This window comes from Photobacterium aphoticum (assembly GCF_001029435.1).
Classification (GTDB): domain Bacteria; phylum Pseudomonadota; class Gammaproteobacteria; order Enterobacterales; family Vibrionaceae; genus Photobacterium; species Photobacterium aphoticum.
In genome coordinates, this window is the sequence record NZ_LDOV01000022.1 from 137,728 (window position 1) to 159,702 (window position 21,975).

The following is a 21,975-nucleotide window of genomic DNA, read 5'->3' on the forward strand; positions in this document are numbered from 1 at the left end:
TCAGCGCGGAAAAAAGAAGGAATTAACATGGCCGAACAACCAACAATGAATCAGCCAACGGCAAAGTACCGTTCAGATTACCAATCACCTGACTTCACAATCACTGACATCCTGCTGGAGTTTGATTTGCAGGACACCGCAACCCGTGTGGTGGCAGTGCATAAAGTGAAGCGTTTGAATCCAGAAGCAACGTCTCTTGTGCTGGATGGCGATGATCTGACATTGGTGCGTGTTGAAGTCGATGGCCAAGCGTGGACGGATTTCACAGAAGGCGAGAGCACACTGACGATCAACCAGTTGCCAGAAACGTGCGAGCTGTTGATTGAAACCGAAATTAATCCTGAAGCGAATACCTTGCTTGAGGGCTTGTACAAATCAGGTGGTGCATTCTGTACGCAGTGTGAAGCAGAAGGTTTCCGTCGTATTACTTACTACCTGGATCGCCCGGATGTATTGGCACGTTTCACGACAAAAGTGATTGCCGATAAAGCCGCATACCCATTCCTGATGAGTAACGGTAACCGTATTGACAGCGGTGAGCTGGACAATGGTCGTCATTGGGTACTGTGGGAAGACCCGTTCCCAAAACCAAGTTACTTGTTTGCACTGGTTGCCGGTGACTTTGATGTCTTGCGTGATCAGTACACCACCGTCAGTGGTCGTAACGTTGCCTTGGAAATCTACGTTGATAAAGGCAACCTAGACCGCGCTGAGTACGCGATGACATCGCTGATCAACTCGATGAAGTGGGACGAAGCGCGTTTCGGCCTAGAGTATGATCTGGATATTTACATGATCGTGGCCGTTGATTTCTTCAACATGGGTGCGATGGAAAACAAAGGCCTGAACGTCTTTAACTCTAAGTTCGTACTGGCGAACCCAAAAACGGCGACCGATACTGATTACCAAGGTATTGAAGCGGTGATTGGCCACGAATACTTCCATAACTGGACCGGTAACCGTGTGACGTGTCGAGACTGGTTCCAGCTGAGCCTGAAAGAAGGTCTAACGGTATTCCGTGATCAGGAATTCTCCTCTGATCTGGGTTCACGACCGGTTAACCGTATCAACAATGTACGTATCATGCGTGGTCCTCAGTTTGCTGAAGATCGCGGCCCGATGTCTCATCCAATTCGTCCTGAAAAAGTGATTGAGATGAACAACTTCTACACCCTGACGGTATACGAAAAGGGCAGTGAAGTGATTCGAATGATGCACACCCTATTGGGTGAAGCGAAGTTCCAGGCGGGGATGAAACTGTACTTTGAGCGTCATGATGGTACAGCGGCGACATGTGATGATTTCGTGGCAGCCATGGAAGATGCATCCGGTATCAGCCTTGAGCGCTTCCGTCGTTGGTACAGCCAGGCAGGTACACCAGTGGTGAACGTTGAGACTGAATACCTTGCCGATTCAAACCGTTACCGTGTCACAGTGAAGCAGCATACGCCGCCAACACCAGGGCAGGAAGATAAGCTGCCGCTGCATATTCCGTTCGATATTGAGCTGTACAACCCACAGGGTGAGGTGATCGCGTTACAATGTAACGGTAAGCCGGTGCATCATGTACTGGACATTACTGATGCCGAGCATGTATTTGAATTTGAAAACGTCACTGAACAACCAGTGATTTCCATGCTACGTGAATTCTCTGCGCCAGTTATTTTGGAATACGATTACAGCGATGCGGAACTGACGTTCTTGATGGTACATGCCCGTAACGAGTTTGCTCGTTGGGATGCCGGCCAAATGCTGCTGGCTAAGTACATCAAACAAAATGTTGCTAATGTGCAGCAAGGCGAGGCGTTTGCCCTTCCGTCTGAAGTGATTGATGCCTTCCGTGGTGTGCTGTTGGATGCGGATCTTGATCCTGCTTTCATCGCAGAAATGTTGACACTACCAAGCGAGAACGAAATTGCCGGTTGGTACAAAACCGTGGATGTGGATGCGATTCATCAGGTTGTGGGTGAGTTGGAAAACACCTTTGCCCGTGAAATGCAGGATGAGTTCAGCGCGATTTACCACAGCCTGACGCAAGCGGCGTACAGTGTTGATCACGATGCCATGGCAAAACGTGCTCTGCGCAATACGTGTCTGGCTTATCTGGCGAACACCGATCAGGGTAATGCGCTGGTTGAAAGTCAGTACCAAGCATCAGATAACATGACTGACACCATGGCCGCCATGGCTGCTGCGAACAACGCGCAACTAGCATGTCGTGCAGCCCAAATGGCCGACTTCAGTGAGAAGTGGACCCATGACGGTTTGGTGATGGACAAGTGGTTCATGCTGCAAGGTAAGAACCCGGCCGATAATGCGTTGAGCAATGTACGCGAAACCATGAAGCATGCGGCATTTAGCTTAAAGAACCCGAACCGCACACGCAGTTTGGTGGCGAGCTTCTGTGGTATGAACCCGGTACGTTTCCATGCGAAAGACGGTTCTGGTTACCAGTTCCTGACAGAAATTCTGACAGAACTGAACACCAGTAATCCGCAAGTGGCATCGCGTTTGATTGAACCGTTCCTGAAATACCGTCAGTACGATGAAGCGCGTCAAGCGCTGATGCGTGCAGAGCTGGAGCGATTGTCACAGCTGGATAATCTGGCGAAAGACCTGTACGAGAAAGTACAAAAAGCACTGGATTTATAATCCGTTAGCGTAGAATGAGGGCGAGCCGATGTGCTCGCCTTTTTTATTGATATTGCTTGAGTGTTACACAAAATGAAAAGCTACACGTTTTCTTTGGCTGTGAATTATCAGCAGTTTTTACATCATTACTCTGGTGCTGCCAGTAACGTGGTGTTGATGACCGATTGTGGTTTAAGGCTGCAATTACCTGCTGTGCGCCTGCGACCGTTCCTTGGGCATAGCGGGATCTATGGTCGATTTAGATTGCATGTGGATGCCAATAACAAGTTTCAGCGCATCGAAAAGATTGCGTAATATGCAGTAGGTACCAAACCGCATTATCGGTGAGTGATAGCAAAGAGCAGGTATGCTGATTTTCATCAAGACGATAAATCATATATACCAGCCATGAGCCTAGAGTCAGATTGGATGGGGATTTCACCGAACAAAACCTTTATGCCAGTCACACATTCGATATTCAGTCTGATATGAAGCATCAAATGCGTAACGATATCGCAACAATCGATCTTACAATAGCCATAACAACGTGCTGCTGATTATTGAGATGATCAGCAGAGAAAAACCAATCTCGTGAATGAGTTATATGACTCTATACTTGATGGATAAACAGAACGATGGAGTATGGCGATGACGACACCTGACCCGATAGTGCCCGTATTACTCGAAAAAGTGTATGGCTTAATTCAGGATAAGATTGAAAGTAGCCAGCAATCGTTAGTGGAAGTCTTTGCCCAGCGATTATTGGGGCAATTGGCCGATGACGATCTCTTACAACGTAATGAATCTGATCTCTATGGTGCGGTGTTAAGTCTCTGGCACCATTTAGTACAAAATCAGCCTGATAAAATTTCTGTTCGTGTTTATAACCCCACACTCAGCCGTTATGGCTGGCAATCCACTCACACCGTTGTTGAAATTGTCACGCCTGATCGACCGTTTCTTGTCGACTCCGTACGTTTGGCATTAACCCGTTTGGGGATGACCAGTCACCTAATGCTCAATGGCCCGTACTATTTTAAGCGGGATGCATCCGGCACCATTATGGATGCCTGCGGTAAAGAAGGGGATCTGCAAACCTTATTCCATATCGAAGTCGATCGACTCAACAAGAAGCAAGAACTCGAGGCGCTGAAAGCCGAGCTGGAACACGTACTGAGTGATGTGGAGTGCGTGGTGAATGATTGGCAGTTAATGCAGAACAAACTGCAAGATGTCGTTAAAGAGTTGAAAACTGCGCCGTTGCCAGTGGAGAAAACGGCTCGCGATGAGACCATCGCGTTTTTGGATTGGCTGACCCGACACAATTTTACTTTCATGGGTTATCACCAGTATGATCTGATCCCCATCGAAGGGGATTACGAATTGCGGCCCTGTGAAGGCAGTGGGTTAGGGATCCTCAACCAGCCCAATAAAGTACGGACGCTACGATTATCTCAACTCCCCGAATCGGCCCGCATAGAAGCGCGCAAACCGAATTTACTGATCCTGACAAAAAGTAATGGCAAGTCGAAGATCCACCGTCCCGCCTATACCGATTATATCGGCATCAAACGTTTTGATGACAACGGCAATGTCATTGGGGAACATCGGTTTACCGGGCTATACGCATCGACGGCGTATCACCAATCCACCACGAACATTCCGTTGTTGAGCGATAAAGTCGCCCGTATTCTCGAAGAAAGTGGTTACCCGAGCGGATCACATTCCTGGAAAGCGCTCAATAATTTGCTGGAAACTTATCCCCGTGATGAGCTGATTCAAGCCAACGAAAAAGAAATGCTAGAAGTCGGTCGAGGTGTGGTACGTATGCAAGACCGGGATCTATTACGCTTGTTTGTACGACGGGATCCGTTTGGCCGCTTTTTCTCCTGCATGGTGTATGTCACCAAAGAACGCTATAACACCGAATTGCGCCGTAAAACGCAGGCGGTATTGAAAGAGTATTTTGCGTCTGAGCAAGATGTCGAATTCACCACATTCTTTTCAGAAAGCCCACTGGCACGCACCCATTATATTGTGCGGGTCGAAAACAATAACTACGACATTGATGTGAAGACCATTGAGCATAATTTAGTGGAAGCCGCTTCGTCGTGGGAGGATCGGCTATACGGATCTTTGAAGGCGAATTTTGGTGAAAGCCAAGGGACATCACTGGCGAAAAACTATGCCCGCGCTTTCCCGCGATCTTACAAAGAACAAATGTTACCGGGCTCAGCCGTGGCGGATATCGCGCAACTCGAAGCGCTGAGCGAAAACAACAAACTCGGTATGCTGTTTTATCGTCCGCAAGAAGAAGCCAATGATTCGCGATTTGTGAAGCTGAAGCTTTTCCATCGGGATGAGCCTATCCATCTGTCAGATGTGATGCCGATGCTGGAAAATCTTGGCTTACGGGTGATCGGTGAATCCCCTTATCAAGTGGTGACAGCAGAAGGGATCGTCTATTGGATCCTTGATTTCGCCATGTTGCACAATGCATGCACGGGTATTGATTTGAGTGAAGCGCGGGATCGATTCCAAGAAGCCTTTGCCGCGATTTGGCACGGCGAACTGGAAAGTGATGGCTTTAACCGTTTGGTGCTGTGTGCCGGATTAACCGGGCGAGAAATTACCATTCTGCGCAGCTTTGCGCGTTATATGCGACAAGTGGGCTTCCCATTCAGTCAGCATTATATTGAGGAAACTTTATCCGGTCATAGCGATTTAGCGAAAGATCTGGTGGCCTTGTTCCGATTGCGTTTTGATCCTAAAGGCAGCTATACAGAAAAAGCCGAGCAGGGATTGATTGCCCATTTGAATGAGAAATTGGAACACGTTGAGAGTCTGGATGACGATCGGATCATCCGTCGCTACATGGATATGATCCTTGCCACTCAGCGTACCAATTATTACCAACTTGGCGATCAGGGGAAAGCCAAGCCTTGGCTCTCCCTGAAACTGCGACCTGCCGATATTCCTGATATTCCACCGCCTGTGCCGTTCTTTGAGATTTTTGTTTATGCGCCTGATATTGAGGGGGTGCATTTACGTGGCGGTAAAGTGGCACGCGGCGGTCTGCGCTGGTCGGATCGACAGGAAGATTTCCGAACGGAAATTCTGGGCTTAGTGAAAGCGCAGCAGGTTAAAAATACCGTGATTGTGCCGGTCGGTGCGAAAGGCGGCTTTGTTTGTAAGCGTCAGCCTCAGCTCACCGGTCGAGAAGCCATACTGGCTGAAGGGCAACGCTGTTATAAGCGTTTTATTCGCGCCTTGTTAGATGTGACGGACAACATTGTTGATGGCACCTTGATACCACCCGCCAGCGTGGTGCGACACGATGAAGATGATCCGTACCTGGTTGTGGCGGCAGATAAGGGGACGGCTACCTTTTCTGATCTCGCCAATGCGGTGTCTGAAGATTACGGTTTTTGGCTGGGGGATGCGTTTGCCTCTGGGGGATCCAATGGTTATGACCATAAGAAAATGGGGATCACCGCGAAAGGCGGTTGGGAATCGGTGAAGCGTCACTTCCGCGAACTGGGTATCAATTGTCAGGAAACCGACTTTACCTGTGTTGGTATCGGCGACATGGCGGGTGATGTGTTTGGTAACGGCATGCTGCTGTCTAAACACACGCGTTTGGTCGCGGCCTTTAATCATCTACACATTTTCTTGGATCCGGAACCGAATGCAGCCACCAGCTGGAAAGAACGAGAGCGCTTGTTTAACCTGCCGCGATCCAGTTGGGAGGATTATGATCCTTCTTTGATCTCCGAAGGGGGCGGCGTGCATTCCCGTCGCAGTAAATCGATCAAACTGACACCTCAAGTACAGAAATTACTGGGTACCCGTAAACAAAGTGTCCCACCCAATGAATTGATTGGCATGATTTTGCGCATGCAGGTCGATCTGCTTTGGAATGGTGGCATCGGCACCTATGTGAAAGCGGAAGTGGAAACCCATACCGATGTAGGGGATCGCGCTAATGATGCATTACGCGTGAATGGCAGTGAACTGCGTGCCAAAGTGGTGGGAGAAGGCGGAAACTTGGGCTTAACCCAACTGGGACGTGTTGAGTTTGCGAAGCGCGGAGGCTTAGTTAATACCGATTTTATCGATAACGTGGGCGGCGTGGATTGTTCGGATAATGAGGTGAACATTAAGATCCTGCTCAACAGCTTGGTCACGGGCGGGGATCTGACGTTTAAACAACGTAATGAATTGTTAGAGCAAATGGAAGATGAAGTCGGCGAGATTGTGCTGGATGATGCTTATTGCCAAAGTGAATCCATTTCGGTGACGCAGCAGCAACATGTACAACTATTGAAAGAGCAAATCCGCTTCATTCACCATTTAGAGAAAAACGGCAAGCTTGATCGCGCCTTAGAATACCTGCCGGATGATGATACGTTGGCGGAGCGTGAGAAAGCGGGTATGGGATTAACCCGTCCTGAACTCGCCGTGCTGGTGGCGTATGGGAAAATGGTACTGAAAGAAGACTTGGTGACAGATGAAGTCGCCAATGATCCGTATCACGCCCGTTTGCTGCCGGCTTATTTCCCTAAAGCCCTGCAAGCGCAATACCGTGGACAAATGGAGCAGCATCCGCTGCGTAAAGAGCTGATTGCCACCAGCCTAGCAAATGAAATGTCCAATGAAATGGGGTGCAACTTTGTGACTCGTTTGCAGGAAGAAACGGGCGCTTCGGTGGCAGAAATTGCGTGTGCGTATTCCGTTGGACGTGAAATCTTCAACTTTGCTCATTACTTTGAGCAGGTGAGAGGATTGGATAATGTCATCCCGGCTGAGGTGCAATACGACGTCCTGTACCGTTGTCGCCGTATGTTACGTCGTGCGACTCGCTGGATTTTACGCAACAGAGACAGAAAACTTGGCATCGAACAGATGATTGCGTTCTATCAGCCAGTGGTGAACCGCCTACGGGATAACCTGGATAGTTACCTTGTCACAGAAGAAGTCCAAGAGCATCATGAGCAAGCACAAGCCATGATAGCGCAGGGGGTGCCCGAGACGCTGGCAACCCATGTCGCTCGTTTAAGCAGCTTGTATTCTGCCATGGATATTGCACAAATCGCGCAGGAGCTGAAAAAAGACATCGACTTTATTGCGCGTGTCTATTTTGTGGTGGGGGCTGATTTGTCTCTGCACTGGTTCCTGAAACAGATCCATAATCAACCGGTTGATAACCATTGGCAGGCCTTGGCCCGTGCATCATTCCGAGAGGATTTAGACTGGCAGCAACGTCAGCTGACTTCTGCGGTGATTACCAGCGGAGAAGGTAACGATGGTGAGGTTCAAGCCTTGATTAGCCAATGGATGGGACAAAATCGGACCGCGATTCAGCGCTGGAATACCGTTCTCGCGGAGTTTAAAGTGGGGACGACCCATGAATTTGCGAAGTTCTCTGTCGCTTTACGTGAGTTGATGCTGCTTAATCTTAATTGCAGAACGGCGGGATAAATTGTAAAAGCGCGCTGAGCGTGTAGCAGCACGGTATCTCTGATGCGCAGATGCAAAAATCATCGGAAGGCGATGTTTTGTAGGGTAATTGACCTCCCGCGCTGTTTTGGTGGTCGATTTGCTTACATAACAGGAGCTATGCGCACCACACCGTAAACGATTGCATTTTTAAGTGGAAAAACAAACCGTTATTTATACTTACTATGCCCTTTGTTGACAGGGTAAAGGGCATTTTTATCAATAAACTTAAAATTATTGATTGTGTTTAGCGGGGAAAGGGTGAATAATGCCTACCCGTTTATACGGGGCTTTTTTAGGAGGTACAATGATTTACCGCCTCGCTCGATCAGCAATTTTTCAGCTGGATGCTGAAAAGGCACATGATCTCGCAATCCAGAACTTTTCTCGCTTTACTGGCACTCCTCTCGATTTATTCTATCGTCAACACGTTCCTGATCGTCCTGTTGAAGTCATGGGCATTACGTTCAAAAACCCAGTGGGTTTAGCCGCAGGCCTTGATAAAAACGGCGAATGTATTGATGCCTTCGGTGCAATGGGCTTCGGTTTTGTTGAAGTCGGCACGGTGACACCGCGTCCGCAGTCAGGTAACGATAAGCCTCGTCTTTTCCGTCTTATTCCGGCAGAAGGTATCATTAACCGCTTTGGTTTTAATAACCTAGGTGTTGATAACCTTATCGAGAACGTCAAGAAAACCAAGTACGATGGTGTTATCGGCATCAATATTGGTAAGAACAAAGACACGCCGATTGAAAAGGGCGCAGAAGATTACCTGATCTGTATGGATAAAGTGTATCCATATGCAGGTTACATTGCGGTAAACATCTCTTCGCCAAACACACCAGGATTACGTACGCTTCAGTACGGTGAAATGCTGGATGAGTTGTTAGCGCAGCTGAAAGAGAAACAGCAAGCGTTGGCAGAACAACACGGTAAGTACGTACCGCTGGCACTGAAGATCGCACCTGATCTTGAAGATCACGAGATCAAGCAGATCGCTGACTCTTTGATCAAGAATAAGATCGACGGCGTGATTGCAACCAATACCACGCTCGATCGTTCACTGGTCCAAGGCATGAAGAACTGCGATGAAGTAGGGGGCCTAAGTGGTCGCCCATTGCAAAACCGCAGTACTGAAGTGATCCGCATGCTGGCGGAAGCATTGGATGGTGCATTGCCGATTATCGGTGTAGGCGGCATTGATTCAGCGATTTCTGCACGTGAAAAAATGGCAGCGGGTGCTAGCCTGGTACAGGTTTACTCTGGCTTCATTTATCACGGCCCAAAACTGGTTAAAGACATCGTCACTAACCTGTAATTCATAACAAGCGATTAACGATGAACAGAAGCAGTGACGCTGTCACTGAATGATGGATAATACGTTGATCTTACTGAGTACCGATAGGATCCGTTCTATCGGTATTTTTTTGCCTGAAATATCGCCAAACGACGTTAATACTGTGTTTTTTGTCAATATTTCACTTGTCTTGCAGCAGTTTTTGCTGTTTATTTCCTCTTTTTATTTCATCAGCAGAAAGTAAAATTCTCCTAAAGTTTTCTTTAAAGCGTTGGATACAAGAACACGAACGGATCGCTAACGGAATACTAACGGAATATTGGAGCGTAATATGTTGAAACCGAACAATTCATGGATGTGGTACTACGACCAACAGAACGACGCGCTAATGTTAGATCTTGGCGATGACATGATTTTCCGTGTGGCCATCCCAACCAAACATCTTATCCCATGTGCATTCACAAAGACGGTGTTCACTGTCGATGATGCCACGACCTACCAAACGTTCATCGAGAATCTTAACCAACTCGACCTTTCTGCCCCGCGTAAAGCTGAACTGGCGTTAAATGCTGTTGCAGCGAGTCGTTTCCATAAGCCCTTAATGCCAAAAAGTTGGTTCTTCCAAGAGCTGAGTGAGGGACTAGAGCCTGAGCAGGGTGACGTTGTCACGTTATTGACAGAATTTGGTGAAGCGAATTACCTGGTCATTGAAAATACCGGTTGTGCCAGCTTGTGCATGATGGCCAATATCGCACCTCTGACATTGACAGTTTCTAAAGAAATGGCATTTTGTGAAGTCATTAAAGTGATGAATAACCGCATGAAATCATTAGAAATTGAGCAGGAGTCTGTGGTTAGATTCGCTCTGGTGGGTTAATACACATACAGTATTTCGCATTAGTAAACGCCTGTTATATTGATAATCAAACCTTCTATTTGCCGCGTTACCATCATTTGCCTCTTGCTCGCTTTTATTGCCTCATATATCTGCCTTTTTTATTTCAGTCCGTATTCCCTCTGAACGACACCTATCGCTAATCCCTGATGCACGCTTGTGTGCGCGTTAATCTACTTCCTATCAGTATGAGATCACGTCTGTAAGCTATCCATTGCCATTCATTGGCCACTCTCTATAACCATTTGTCTGTACGCCTGTTACATGCACATGCGGTACGAGGCTTTCTCTGTCTTTTCCTGTCAGGGGGAGGGGCAAGCATACAGAGCAAGAATCTCGCGTGATGAATCACATAAAATTAACGGATCGAAACCAACGGATCTCTGACGCTGCAGCGTCAGGGATCTGCTGTTCATTCTGTTGTCCATAAAGGGTCAGTAAACCTGCCAGCATCGCTTCAGATAAAGCGCATTGCGTGCAATACGTTAAATCTTATATGGATTTCAATGGTGCGCATCAGGGCCGGCTTTAGTGAGAATTGAGCGGCATTCTTGCCGGGTCGGAGAGAGTGGACAGGTGAGGTGTCACTGTATTTTCTAGGATTTATAAAATCATGTTCGAGATACTGGATATTTTCTGTATATAAATCAGGCAAAGAGAGTGATGCCGCTCGAATTTATTGACTTTTTTTGTCTTTATTTTCTGCCTCTTTTTGCTCAATAAAGCCCAAAAAGCCGCAATTTTCAGCGTGATAATGACACTTAATCCTTGAGGATCTTCCTCTATTTCCGCCTTGCTGTAATTTAATAACATAACTGCTTAGTGCGTGATAGTTTCCTCTTATGTGATAATTTCCAAATTGGAAAGTATTGATTGTGAGGTGAAAGAAGAAGGCTCAACCAAGAGGATAGAATAGCGTGTTAGCAGGTAATAAATGATGATTTGCACGTCGTTTTTATATCACTTCTAGTCGCGACTACGTAACTAAATTATTGTATTTTAGGGTTTTTATTTGCACTGTTTTTATATGTGAACAATGATAATCTCTGGTCACAATGGACTCTCGTGTACTTTACAAACAAGAGGTGTTTTTTGATTGTGCACACATATGGATGTTGGTGGTGATGGTTGAGACATGTGTTTTCTGCCACAGGGTTCGGTCATGGAGACTTTACAGTGGCTGTATTGTGTCTCTGCCATCTGACATTGCTGTTTTTTTAGCTAAATAAGCCTTTAAGGCCGCTTTAGCACAAGGTATTTGCACTGTTTTCAGTTATAATTCGAGGCAACATAAGAGCGAAAAGAACTTCATGAATCAATATCTAGCTATTACCTCTCGAGGTCTTGAGAACCTTCTTGCAGAAGAATTGGAACAACTGGGTGCACAGAGCATTCAGGTTGTAAACGCCGGTGTCCGTTTTAAAGCCGAACAAGCAACGGCTTACCGCTGCTGTCTATGGACACGCATTTCATCTCGTATCATTCAGGTACTGAGCGAATTTACCGTTCGTGATGATATGGATCTGTACTTAGGTGCAGTTGCCATTAACTGGCCAAATTACTTCAGCAGCGATACGCGTATCGTTGTTGATTTCAACGGTACAAACCGTGAAATCCGTAACAGCCAATACGGTGCGATGAAAGTGAAAGATGCTATCGTCGACAAGTTTACGAAAGCGGATCTACGTCGTCCTAACATTGACCGTGAACGTCCTGACCTACGTATCCACATGCGTCTATCTGGCGAAAAAGGTGTGCTGGGTCTGGATATGGCCGGTAGCGGTTTGCACCAGCGTGGTTACCGTAGTGAAGCGGGTAAAGCACCGTTACGTGAAACTCATGCGGCAGCATTGGTACTGAAATCTGGCTGGACAGCAGACAAACCATTGCTAGACCCAATGTGTGGTTCGGGTACCTTGTTGATTGAAGCGGCTATGATTGCTGCGCAAATTGCACCGGGTCTGAAGCGCAAGAAGTGGGGCTTTGAGTCTATTAAAGACTTCGACAAAGAAGGCTGGCTAGAAATTCACGCGGAAGCGAAAGTGAAAGCGCGCCGTGGTCCTGCTGCGGTAACAACGAAATTCTTTGGTCGTGAAATGGACCGCCGTGTCCTGAGCATTGCACGTGACAACGCGGGCCGTGCCGGTGTGCGAGATCTGATCGATCTAGAATACGGTGATGCGACGCAATTGGTTTGCCCGGAAGGTTTCTCAAACGGTGTGATCCTGTGTAACCCACCATACGGTGAGCGTTTGGGTACAACTCCTGAGCTGATTTCGCTGTACAGTGAGTTCGGTAACCGCTTGAAGCTGGCTTTTGCTGGTTCAACGGCGTCAATCTACTCATCGTCTAATGAGCTATTGAGCTGTCTTCGCATGCGTGCAGACAAGCAGTTCAAACTGCGCAATGGTGCGCTGGATTGTGTACTGAAAACCTACCTGATCACTGCGGGTGGCGTTAAACACGTTGAAGGCGAGAAAGAAGGCGTACTTGAAGAAACACAAGTGGCACCGGATTTTGCAAACCGTCTGAAGAAGAACATTGCGAAGTTGGATAAGTGGGCGAAGAAAGAAGGTATCGAATGTTACCGTATTTACGATGCTGACTTGCCAAACTACAACGCAGCTATCGACAAATACAACGACTTCTTGATTATCCAAGAATACGCGGCACCGAAATCCGTACCGGAAGAGATCGCACGTCGTCGTTTGATGGACATTCTGCGTGCCACCATTCAGGTAACGGGTGTTGATAACAGCAAAGTGATCCTGAAAGTGCGTGAGCGTCAGAAGGGCAAGAGCCAATACCAGAAACTATCGAGCGCAGAACGCCACATGGTAGTGAATGAGTACGGTGTTGACCTGAAAGTGAACCTGTACGATTACCTGGATACCGGTTTGTTCCTGGATCACCGTATTACTCGTCGTAAACTGGGCTTGATGGCAGAAGGTAAGGACTTCCTGAACTTGTTTGCTTACACCGGTTCTGCAACGTGTCATGCGGCAGTGGGTGGCGCGAAATCAACCACAACGGTTGATATGTCAAACACGTACCTGCGTTGGGCACAAGAGAACATGGAGTTGAATGGTCAGGTTGGCCGTCAGCACCAGTTTGTTCAGGCTGACTGTCTGCAGTGGCTGCAAGAAGTGGATGAGACATTTGATCTGATCTTCATCGATCCGCCAACGTTCTCAAACTCTAAGCGTATGACGCAGAGCTTTGATGTACAGCGCGACCACATTATGCTGATGGAAAACCTGAAGCGTATGTTGCGCCCAGAAGGTCAAATCGTGTTCTCAAACAACAAACGTCATTTCAAGATGGATATCGAGAAACTGACCGAGCTTGGCCTTCAGGCGAAGAACATTTCTGACAAAACGCTGCCAATGGACTTCGGCCGCAATAAGCAGATTCATAACTGCTGGATCATTACCCACAAGGAAGATTAAGTGCTAATCACACTCTATAGCACAGAGGGATGTCATCTTTGCGAGCAGGCTTATAGCCTGCTCGTTCAAGCCGGTATAGAAGAGCGCGTTCAAGTGGTAGATATTGCCTTTGATGATGCGCTCTTTTCTCGTTACGGCGTCACCATTCCTGTGCTGGCATTGCACTCCTCAGAAACACATTCATTACTTTCCGAACTCGGCTGGCCTTTCGACGCCGAGATCTTGGCAACATGGTTAAACGACAATGGCATTAATTAATATTAGTAACGCCCAACTGGCGTACGGTGATCACGCATTGCTTGATAAAGCAGAATTCCTGCTACAACCGAACGAGCGTGTGTGTTTGGTAGGGCGAAATGGTGCGGGTAAGTCGACCTTGATGAAGGTGATTGCCGGTGACGTATTGCTGGATGACGGTAGTATTCAGCGTCAATCAGAGCTCCGTGTTTCTCGTCTAGAGCAAGATCCTCCACGTGATGCAGAAGGCACCGTGTTTGATTTTGTGTCTGAAGGCTTGGCTGATATTGGTCAGGTACTGAAAGAGTACCACCGTTTACTCGAAGTGATTATGCACGATCCGTCAGAGTCAAACCTGGCGAAGCTTAACCGTGCCCAAGAGAAAATTGATCACGCAGATGCGTGGCAGTTTGATAACAAAATCACGTCTGTACTTGAGCACCTGCAACTTTCACCATCAACCCAACTGAAAGATTTGTCGGGTGGTTGGCAGCGTAAAGCCGCATTGGCGCGTGCACTGGTTTGTGACCCTGACATTCTGTTGCTGGATGAACCGACGAACCACTTGGACGTATCGACCATTGAGTGGTTAGAAGGCTTCCTGAAAGAGTTTAAAGGCTCCATCATCTTCATTTCTCACGACCGTGCGTTTATCCGCTCAATGGCAACCCGCATCGTCGATCTTGACCGTGGTCAGTTAGCGTCTTTCCCTGGCGATTACGACAAGTACCTGGAAGACAAAGAAGAGATGCTTCGTGTTGAAGCAGAGCAAAATGCCGAATTCGATAAGAAGCTGGCACAAGAAGAAGTGTGGATCCGTCAGGGCATTAAAGCCCGTCGTACCCGTAACGAAGGCCGTGTACGTGCATTGAAGCAATTACGTCGTGAACGTAGCGAACGTCGTGAAGTGATGGGCAAAGCTGACATGCAGCTGCAAGATGCGACCCGTTCAGGCAAGATTGTGTTTGAAGCGGAAAACATCAGCTACAGCTATGGCGACAAGGAAATCATCAAAGATTTCAGCTTCAATATCATGCGTGGTGACCGCATTGCCCTTATTGGCCCGAACGGTTGTGGTAAGAGTACCTTGCTGAAAATCATGCTGGGTAATCTGGAAGCACAAGGGCGTTTCCATTGTGGTACTAAACTGGAAGTGGCGTACTTTGACCAGTACCGCGAAGTGTTAGACCCAGAAAAAACCGTAATGGATAACCTGGCCGACGGCAAACAAGAAGTGACCGTGAACGGTCGTACGCGTCATGCATTGGGTTACCTACAAGACTTCCTGTTCCACCCTCGTCGTGCTCGCACACCGGTGAAAGCACTATCCGGTGGTGAGAAGAACCGTCTGCTATTGGCCAAACTGTTCCTAAAACCGAACAATTTATTGGTGTTAGATGAACCAACTAACGATCTAGATATCGAAACGTTGGAACTTTTGGAAGATATTCTTGCCAATTACCAAGGGACATTGCTATTAGTAAGCCACGACCGTCAATTTGTTGATAATACAGTCACAACGAGTTGGATCTTTGAAGGGAACGGTGTCATTGATGAATACGTGGGTGGCTATCACGATGCACAAGAACAACGTGCTAATTCGCTAAGTCAACAAGCGAAAGCACAAGCGGCTGCCTATGAAGCGGCGAAGAAAAAAGAAGAGAATAAGCAACGTCAAGATGTCCGTCCTCGCGCGGGTAAGAAGCTCTCTTACAAGCTGCAGAAGGAACTTGAAGATCTGCCGTTACGTATCGAAGAACTGGAAAATGAAATTGCTCAGCTGCAGGAACAAATTAATGACCCTGCTTTCTTCTCTGACATGAAGAATGACACTCAAGCGACTCTGACGCGTCTGGCTGATGCGGAAGCGGAGTTTGAAACGGCATTTGAACGCTGGGAAGAACTTGAAGCAATGCAAAAGGAATCTTAATGCAACAGAAGACGTTAAAATTATCGACACTGGCGATTTTGATCGCCGGTGCTACTAGCGCTAATGCAGCGGTATACCGTGTTGTTGAAGTGACGGACTCCACGGCACTGTCCAGGACGGATTATTACCCTAATGATGTCGATCAGTCGTTGATTCCTCAGCGTCTTGAATTCCACTCCAAAGGGATTGCCGCCTCGAAAGAGGGAGAAAACTGTTTTGCTGGCACTTGTCAGGATGGGGCTGATTATGCCGTGATTGGTGAAGGGCGTTTGGGTTCTGAAGGCGTTCCTTACCGTGATGTTATACCTTATATCAGTGATAACTATCAGGAGATTAACGATGAAGATCGCCTGTATAACTACTGTGTGCGCAATCTAGGCCCGAACACGTGTGATAACTGGGCGCTGACACAATATTATGGCAAAGGTTATAACACCAATTTAGTTGAAGACCGTTCCGGTTTAGGTGGCCTTGTCCGTGTTCAGGAAGCTTGGGATAAGAATTACTTTGGTAATGCCACTGCCGTAAAAGGCACATCGGGCTTTTCTGTTGTAGACACGTTTGCGGATGATGCGACTGGCTATGCCGATGCTGAAAAAGCAGCATTGGGTACTTTTGTTGATTCACGAAAAACCACCAATACCGTACTGAATGCCGAAGGTACGTATTCGGACGGCACTTACGATCTGGGTGTTGCCACCGGTGCATACTTTGAAAAAGATGGACGCTTTGCCCGTCAGTTTGCGAAACGTGGTTTTGTGAATATTTTTGATATTTCCAAAGACGAGAAAGCAACACCTTTAGCATTGAATCCTGTTTCTAACGGCAGTGCGATTGCCAAAACAGCGGGTCAGTCATTAGCGTATGATGCCGTAGAGTATCCTGCAGGTTCAGGTACATTGCTTGTTGTAGGCAGTGGCTCATTTGCGCAAAGTGATTTTAATGATGTCGATAATAAGGTGCCGGATAACCGTGAAAATCGTGGTGATCCAATCTTTAGCGATTCACAATTTAAAGAATGCCCATCGAAATTCTCTGCTGGTTTGGCTGATTTCTACGGTACCAAAGAATGCCAATTGTCTGTATTTGCCAACGATGCCGTATTTTGGACAGTTGACAGTGGTGCAGTAGCGGGTGAAGGTTACGCCAACTTACTGTCAAAACGTGTTGATAAAAATGGTAATACATATTCAGCGCTGGATCCTGATGAGAATGACCGTTCTTACCAAGCGGGGGCAACGGCGGTTTCACTGGTAAGTAATAAACCTGTTGTCGTTGGTTTCACGACGGACTCCGTGGACAAGCAGTCTATTGACGAAGCTAACCGTGATTTCTATGCGATTCGTGCATCGGTTTGGGAATTGCCTGCGAATACAACAGATGCCAGTGCGGAAGCCTGGAAGCGTACCATTATTCCAGGAATGCCAATCGAAGACAGCGACGGCGACCGTCGTTTGACTTATAGCTTGGCAACGGATGTCAACGCCAACAATAAGGTGATTGGTGTTGCGAAGAACTACCGTTCAGACAACCGTTCTTACGTTGAACGTATGTTTGTATACGACAACACAGCAAAACCAGCTGCGCCTACATTCTTAGATAGCAGCATTTCTTTACGGTTTTTCAGCGGGGCAAATGGTTACCCAGCGGCTATCAATAACCACGATCAGATCGTAGGTAAGTTGGATGCGGAAACCGTGAACCAGGTAGACGGTCGTTTCCGTCGTCAACGTGCGTTTACGTATGTGATGGGTGATATCAGCTCGGATGTACCGGAAGCGGATAAATCTAAGATGGCACTGAAGCAAGGCGATGTGTACTTCCTGGATGATCTGGTGAATGACGGTAATGCATCGGGTGCGGCTAACCAGTACCGTATCTTTGAAGCGACTGACATTAACGATGCCGGTGTGATTTCTGCAACTGCATTTAAGTGTGAAGGTGGTTACGACAACCTGAGCAGCACATCATTCTGTCAGGGTGGTGCAGCAAACTCTGAGCGCACCGTCGCCGTGAAGTTGATCCCTATTTCAGTTGAGGACGAAACCCCACCGTCTATTCAACTTCGCCCAGAAGCAGATTCAACCATCAAGCGTAGTGGTGGTTCTATTGGTCTGCTGACACTGACAGTGCTTGGCTGGTTAGGGTTCCGTCGCAGAAAGTAAATTTTTGTCAAAATTGCACGTTTTATATTCAGGCTCACACTTTGTGGGCCTGACGTGCTTCTGGGGTTGATCTCATCGCGCATTTGGCTAATTCTTATAAGTGGAGTCACAAAAACTCCATCATTATGCAATAGTAATGAATGAAACACGCACAAATTGAGTAAGGATGAGGATCGTACTATGAAGAGACAAAAGCGGGATCGTTTGGAACGCGCACAATCTCAAGGCTATAAAGCTGGTATCAATGGTCGTTCCAGTGAAGAATGTCCGTATCAAGCAACGGATGCCCGTACTAACTGGCTAGGTGGCTGGCGAGAAGCAAGACAAGATCTGCAATCTGGCCTGTTTAGATAATAAAACCTCCCTTCATATCACCCTTATTGAGCCCCTATTAGGAACAGGGGCTCATTCATGTCTGGTTGTTCATTTCGTTCTCTCTCTACTTCTACTCATTACATCGCATCACCATCCATCACAGCTCTATCATATGTTTGCTCGCTTGGTGACGGCGTCACGTTTTGCTTCTCTATCATACGTAATTTGACGCCTAGCGTAGGGGGGACTGCGTTGTGGATTCTCTGGTGCTGTGCTTACTGCTCAGATTATGGATACGTGCTTTTGTTGGTGGCGTGTTGAGTGAGGATAGGTGATATTAAGATAATCGTAACGAGGAATTGATGCGGCTGAGGATGCGAGAGTGGGATGTGATAGGGCATAAAGAAGAAAGGCCGCTTTCGCGACCTTCATCATAATATTCAGCAGAGAGCTGCTATCGTCATTAAGTGTATCTGGTTTCGTTACCTTGTCACTTCAATGACGCTGTGCATTAAGAAAGCACTTAGAAAGTAGACGTGTCTTTAAATAGACCGACTTTCAGATCTTTCGCGACGTAGATTTCTTTGCCATCTACCAATACACGGCCATCTGCGACACCCATGATCAGTTTACGGTTAATCACACGCTTAAGCTGGATTTCGTACGTCACTTTCTTTGCATCCGGTAGAATTTGACCGGTGAACTTCACTTCGCCGACACCCAATGCTCGGCCTTTACCTTCACCGCCAGCCCAGCCTAGGAAGAAACCTACAAGCTGCCACATGGCGTCTAAACCCAAACAACCTGGCATCACTGGGTCACCCTTGAAGTGACAATCGAAGAACCATAGATCCGGGTTGATATCTAATTCTGCAACGATGAAACCTTTACCATGATCACCACCTTCATCAGTAATGGTCGTGATACGGTCAATCATCAGCATGTTATCCGACGGCAAAGACGGAAATGCAGGGCCGTAAAGTTCGCCTTTACCACATGCAACAAGTTCATTGTAAGTATAAGATTGCTGGCGTTTCATCAGACTTTTAAGCTCCTTGAAAAGTATGGAGCCAATTTAGCTTACACGTGTACGCCAGACAACTCGGATCAGTTCTGGACAAACCAGTGACGTAGTCGACTCAATAAACCAAAGTGATTATCGTGCGGCCCGTTATGGAATGCATCGATACGATCAGCAATACGAGCCAATAAGGTTTCGTTGTCCTCTTCCTCGTCGCTACGGAATACTTTGCCTGTCAGCAGCGGCAGAGCATCATCCACGCTTTCAACCGTCCATAAGTGGAACTGGCCGGCTTTAATCGCTTCCAGCACTTCATCGTTCAGACACAGGTTGGTCAGGTTAGTACGAGGCAGAATGACACCTTGGCTACCTGTTAGGCCACGGTAGGCACAAACCTTATAGAAGCCTTCAATCTTCTCATTAATACCACCAACGGCCTGTACGCGACCAAACTGGTCAACGGCACCGGTGACGGCGATTTGCTGATTGATCGGTTGAATCGCCAAGGCAGATACCAACGAGCACAGTTCGGCCAATGATGCACTGTCACCATCGACTTCTGAGTAAGATTGCTCAAACACGATAGAGGCAGAGAATGGTAGCGGTTGATCCAAATCTAATGCGGTGCTCAAGAACGCTTGCATGATCATCATGCCTTTGGCGTGAATGTTGCCGCCCAGTTCTGCTTTACGTTCAACGTCAGAGATATCCCCGTCACCAAAGTGCACCACACACGAAATACGTGCAGGCTCACCGTAAGCACGCGGATGCCCTGGTACTTCAACAACGGTCAGGCCATTCACCTGGCCAACTTCTTCACCCTGACAGTTAATAACAACCTGACCGTGGTGAATATCTTCAATCGCACGCTCTGGCAGGTAAGACTCACGGTATTCACGCGCAGCAATCGAATCTTTCAGATGGGTCGCTGTAATTGGCTGACCGTGAGATTCAATCGCAGCTTCACACAGTAAGCTCTGATGCCAAATCGGGCACAGAGGCACACGCACCTGATCTTCGGCATAACGGGCACCGGTTTTCAGCACCATGGTCAATGCATCAATATCGGCAAGCTCAGGAAGAGAGGCTTTCTTGATGATTGATTTCAGGTAAGCCATATACAGCGGCAGGTTATCTTCATTGATCATCAGATCCTGCTCAAACTCACCGTACATGGTAAAGCCAGAGGAGATATCCGGTTCTGCGTTTTCCAGCTCGCCCATCAAGAAGCGATCACCAATCAATACCAGTTTGATATTAAGTTGTTCTGCAGGCGGCAGCGGGTAGAGGGTTTTATTAGAGGCGGCTTGCCATTCCAGAGAGCCATTCATCAGAATGCTTTTCAGGCGAGGCCACACACTTGGGTTAGCTAAAATCGCGCCAACCGACAACACCAAGTAGCCATTATGGGCTTGGTGCACCAAACCGTGTTTCACTTGTGGCTTGGTAATGTGGTTTTCTTCAATTGGTGGGTATACGGCGCCAAACAGGCTCAGCTCAGACACATTCTCGCCCGCGACAATCACCGGCGTTTCACCGTTGTGCTCGGCATGTGCGGCAATCAGCTCAATCACATAGTCACGGTAGACCTTGTTATCTGGCGCGGTAATACGCAATACGCGAGGTTGTAGTTCAACAGCGGTAAACCGGCGTACGGCATCCGTTAGGCGATCTTGTAAGGTTCCGGTAACGGCTGGGGAGAGATCGTCATACTGCTCCAAGATAGCTTGGTACTCAGTGTAGTCTGGAGTCATAGTACGCCAGGTTTCTTCATGCATGGGCTTGTGCTTTATGTCGTTAGTGTGAAAAAGACAGCAGTATAAAGGAATCAATAGCTGCATAATAGCGAATGATTAAGGATATTTAGGTGATTTGCAGTAAGAGTGAGAACGACTTAAAAACAATTGCTTAAATATGAAAAGGGAATTGAGCTTTATGGGGGCTACAGTTACACTGTCACCATTAAGTGTGCACTTATCGAGAATCTCTGACGACTATGAAATATCAACAGCTTGAAAACTTGGAAGCCGGTTGGAAATGGCATTATTTGGTGAAAAAGTGGAAAGAAGGCGTCGCTATCACAGGGTACATTGATACCAGTGAAGCGGAAGCAGCAGTCAACGATCTGCTGGCCATTGAGCATGAACCCACTCGCGTGCTGAAATGGATTGATAAACATATGTCGCCGGATCTGGATAATAAGCTGAAGCAGGCGATTCGTGCGAAACGTAAGCGTCACTTTAATGCCGAGCAAGTCCATACCCGCAAGAAGTCGATTGACTTAGATTACCGTGTTTGGGAGAGATTGGCTGAAAAATCCAAAGAACTTGATTGCACCTTGTCGGATACCATCGAATACTTACTGAGTGAGTCAAGTAAGACAGAGTCAGCCAGTCGTAAGGTACTGGATATCAAAAACGACCTGCATGAATTGCTTGATTTCGATCTGGAGTAAGCCTTAAGTCCTTACATTTTGTCGATTTCGCTTTTGGCAGAAGGTTTGGCTCCAATCTCGCAGTAATAAGCGCACAAACAG

At 47.4% G+C, this 21,975-nt stretch carries 13 protein-coding genes; 11 read left to right on the plus strand and 2 right to left on the minus strand.

The annotated features are described in order from the left end of the window. Positions 1 to 27: 27 nt before the first annotated feature. The 10 genes from pepN (at position 28) to rmf (ending at position 18,457) form a co-directional block, all read left to right on the plus strand. Positions 28 to 2,652: an aminopeptidase N gene (gene pepN, locus ABT58_RS12555; protein ID WP_047874746.1), complete on the plus strand. Its 2,625-nt coding sequence runs from the start codon at positions 28 to 30 to the stop codon at positions 2,650 to 2,652. A gap of 72 nt (positions 2,653 to 2,724) precedes the next feature. Beyond that, the gene (locus ABT58_RS12560; protein WP_047874747.1) at positions 2,725 to 2,946 is read left to right on the plus strand and encodes a DUF2835 domain-containing protein; all 222 of its coding nucleotides are present in this window, start codon (positions 2,725 to 2,727) and stop codon (positions 2,944 to 2,946) included. Between the two features lie 333 nt (positions 2,947 to 3,279). Then, positions 3,280 to 8,112: an NAD-glutamate dehydrogenase gene (locus ABT58_RS12565; protein ID WP_047874748.1), complete on the plus strand. Its 4,833-nt coding sequence runs from the start codon at positions 3,280 to 3,282 to the stop codon at positions 8,110 to 8,112. A gap of 325 nt (positions 8,113 to 8,437) precedes the next feature. Beyond that, positions 8,438 to 9,448 (plus strand): quinone-dependent dihydroorotate dehydrogenase, encoded by a 1,011-nt coding sequence (pyrD, locus tag ABT58_RS12570; protein WP_047874749.1) that lies wholly within the window; start codon positions 8,438 to 8,440, stop codon positions 9,446 to 9,448. Positions 9,449 to 9,758: 310 nt separating this feature from the next. Then, positions 9,759 to 10,304, plus strand: a complete 546-nt coding sequence (locus tag ABT58_RS12575; protein ID WP_047874750.1) for a cell division protein ZapC — start codon at positions 9,759 to 9,761, stop codon at positions 10,302 to 10,304. A gap of 1,328 nt (positions 10,305 to 11,632) precedes the next feature. Then, positions 11,633 to 13,771, plus strand: coding sequence for a bifunctional 23S rRNA (guanine(2069)-N(7))-methyltransferase RlmK/23S rRNA (guanine(2445)-N(2))-methyltransferase RlmL (rlmKL, locus tag ABT58_RS12585; RefSeq protein WP_047874752.1), 2,139 nt, complete (start codon positions 11,633 to 11,635; stop codon positions 13,769 to 13,771). Further along, positions 13,772 to 14,029, plus strand: coding sequence for a glutaredoxin family protein (locus ABT58_RS12590; RefSeq protein ID WP_047874753.1), 258 nt, complete (start codon positions 13,772 to 13,774; stop codon positions 14,027 to 14,029). Continuing rightward, positions 14,016 to 15,938: an ABC transporter ATP-binding protein gene (locus ABT58_RS12595; RefSeq protein ID WP_047874754.1), complete on the plus strand. Its 1,923-nt coding sequence runs from the start codon at positions 14,016 to 14,018 to the stop codon at positions 15,936 to 15,938. The genes ABT58_RS12590 and ABT58_RS12595 overlap by 14 nt, the downstream gene beginning before the upstream one ends. Next, positions 15,938 to 18,103: a DUF3466 family protein gene (locus ABT58_RS12600; RefSeq protein ID WP_047874755.1), complete on the plus strand. Its 2,166-nt coding sequence runs from the start codon at positions 15,938 to 15,940 to the stop codon at positions 18,101 to 18,103. Before ABT58_RS12595 ends, ABT58_RS12600 begins: the two co-directional genes overlap by 1 nt. A gap of 180 nt (positions 18,104 to 18,283) precedes the next feature. Further along, the gene (gene rmf / locus ABT58_RS23745; protein ID WP_082211090.1) at positions 18,284 to 18,457 is read left to right on the plus strand and encodes a ribosome modulation factor; all 174 of its coding nucleotides are present in this window, start codon (positions 18,284 to 18,286) and stop codon (positions 18,455 to 18,457) included. A gap of 484 nt (positions 18,458 to 18,941) precedes the next feature. On the opposite strand, the gene fabA is transcribed toward rmf, so the two are convergent. Together fabA and ABT58_RS12610 are read right to left on the minus strand one after the other, a co-directional pair. Beyond that, a complete protein-coding gene (gene fabA, locus ABT58_RS12605) occupies positions 18,942 to 19,457 on the minus strand; it encodes a bifunctional 3-hydroxydecanoyl-ACP dehydratase/trans-2-decenoyl-ACP isomerase (RefSeq protein ID WP_047874756.1) in 516 nt (171 codons plus the stop codon). Between the two features lie 68 nt (positions 19,458 to 19,525). Beyond that, entirely contained in the window at positions 19,526 to 21,217 is a 1,692-nt protein-coding gene (locus tag ABT58_RS12610) for an AAA family ATPase (protein WP_047874757.1), read from the minus strand. A 218-nt stretch (positions 21,218 to 21,435) separates the two neighbouring features. Between ABT58_RS12610 and matP the strand changes: the two genes are divergently transcribed. Beyond that, a complete protein-coding gene (gene matP, locus ABT58_RS12615; protein WP_047874758.1) occupies positions 21,436 to 21,894 on the plus strand; it encodes a macrodomain Ter protein MatP in 459 nt (152 codons plus the stop codon). The last annotated feature ends 81 nt before the right edge of the window (positions 21,895 to 21,975 follow it).

Bases quoted from the DNA above. Each gene is read 5' to 3' on its own strand.
- pyrD (WP_047874749.1), top strand. From the start codon at position 8,438: ATGATTTACCGCCTCGCTCGATCAGCAATTTTTCAGCTGGATGCTGAA.
- ABT58_RS12575 (WP_047874750.1), top strand. From the start codon at position 9,759: ATGTTGAAACCGAACAATTCATGGATGTGGTACTACGACCAACAGAAC.
- ABT58_RS12560 (WP_047874747.1), top strand. From the start codon at position 2,725: ATGAAAAGCTACACGTTTTCTTTGGCTGTGAATTATCAGCAGTTTTTA.
- ABT58_RS12565 (WP_047874748.1), top strand. From the start codon at position 3,280: ATGACGACACCTGACCCGATAGTGCCCGTATTACTCGAAAAAGTGTAT.
- ABT58_RS12600 (WP_047874755.1), top strand. From the start codon at position 15,938: ATGCAACAGAAGACGTTAAAATTATCGACACTGGCGATTTTGATCGCC.
- rlmKL (WP_047874752.1), top strand. From the start codon at position 11,633: ATGAATCAATATCTAGCTATTACCTCTCGAGGTCTTGAGAACCTTCTT.
- ABT58_RS12595 (WP_047874754.1), top strand. From the start codon at position 14,016: ATGGCATTAATTAATATTAGTAACGCCCAACTGGCGTACGGTGATCAC.
- fabA (WP_047874756.1), bottom strand. From the start codon at position 19,457: ATGAAACGCCAGCAATCTTATACTTACAATGAACTTGTTGCATGTGGT.
- pepN (WP_047874746.1), top strand. From the start codon at position 28: ATGGCCGAACAACCAACAATGAATCAGCCAACGGCAAAGTACCGTTCA.
- matP (WP_047874758.1), top strand. From the start codon at position 21,436: ATGAAATATCAACAGCTTGAAAACTTGGAAGCCGGTTGGAAATGGCAT.
- rmf (WP_082211090.1), top strand. From the start codon at position 18,284: ATGAAGAGACAAAAGCGGGATCGTTTGGAACGCGCACAATCTCAAGGC.
- ABT58_RS12610 (WP_047874757.1), bottom strand. From the start codon at position 21,217: ATGCATGAAGAAACCTGGCGTACTATGACTCCAGACTACACTGAGTAC.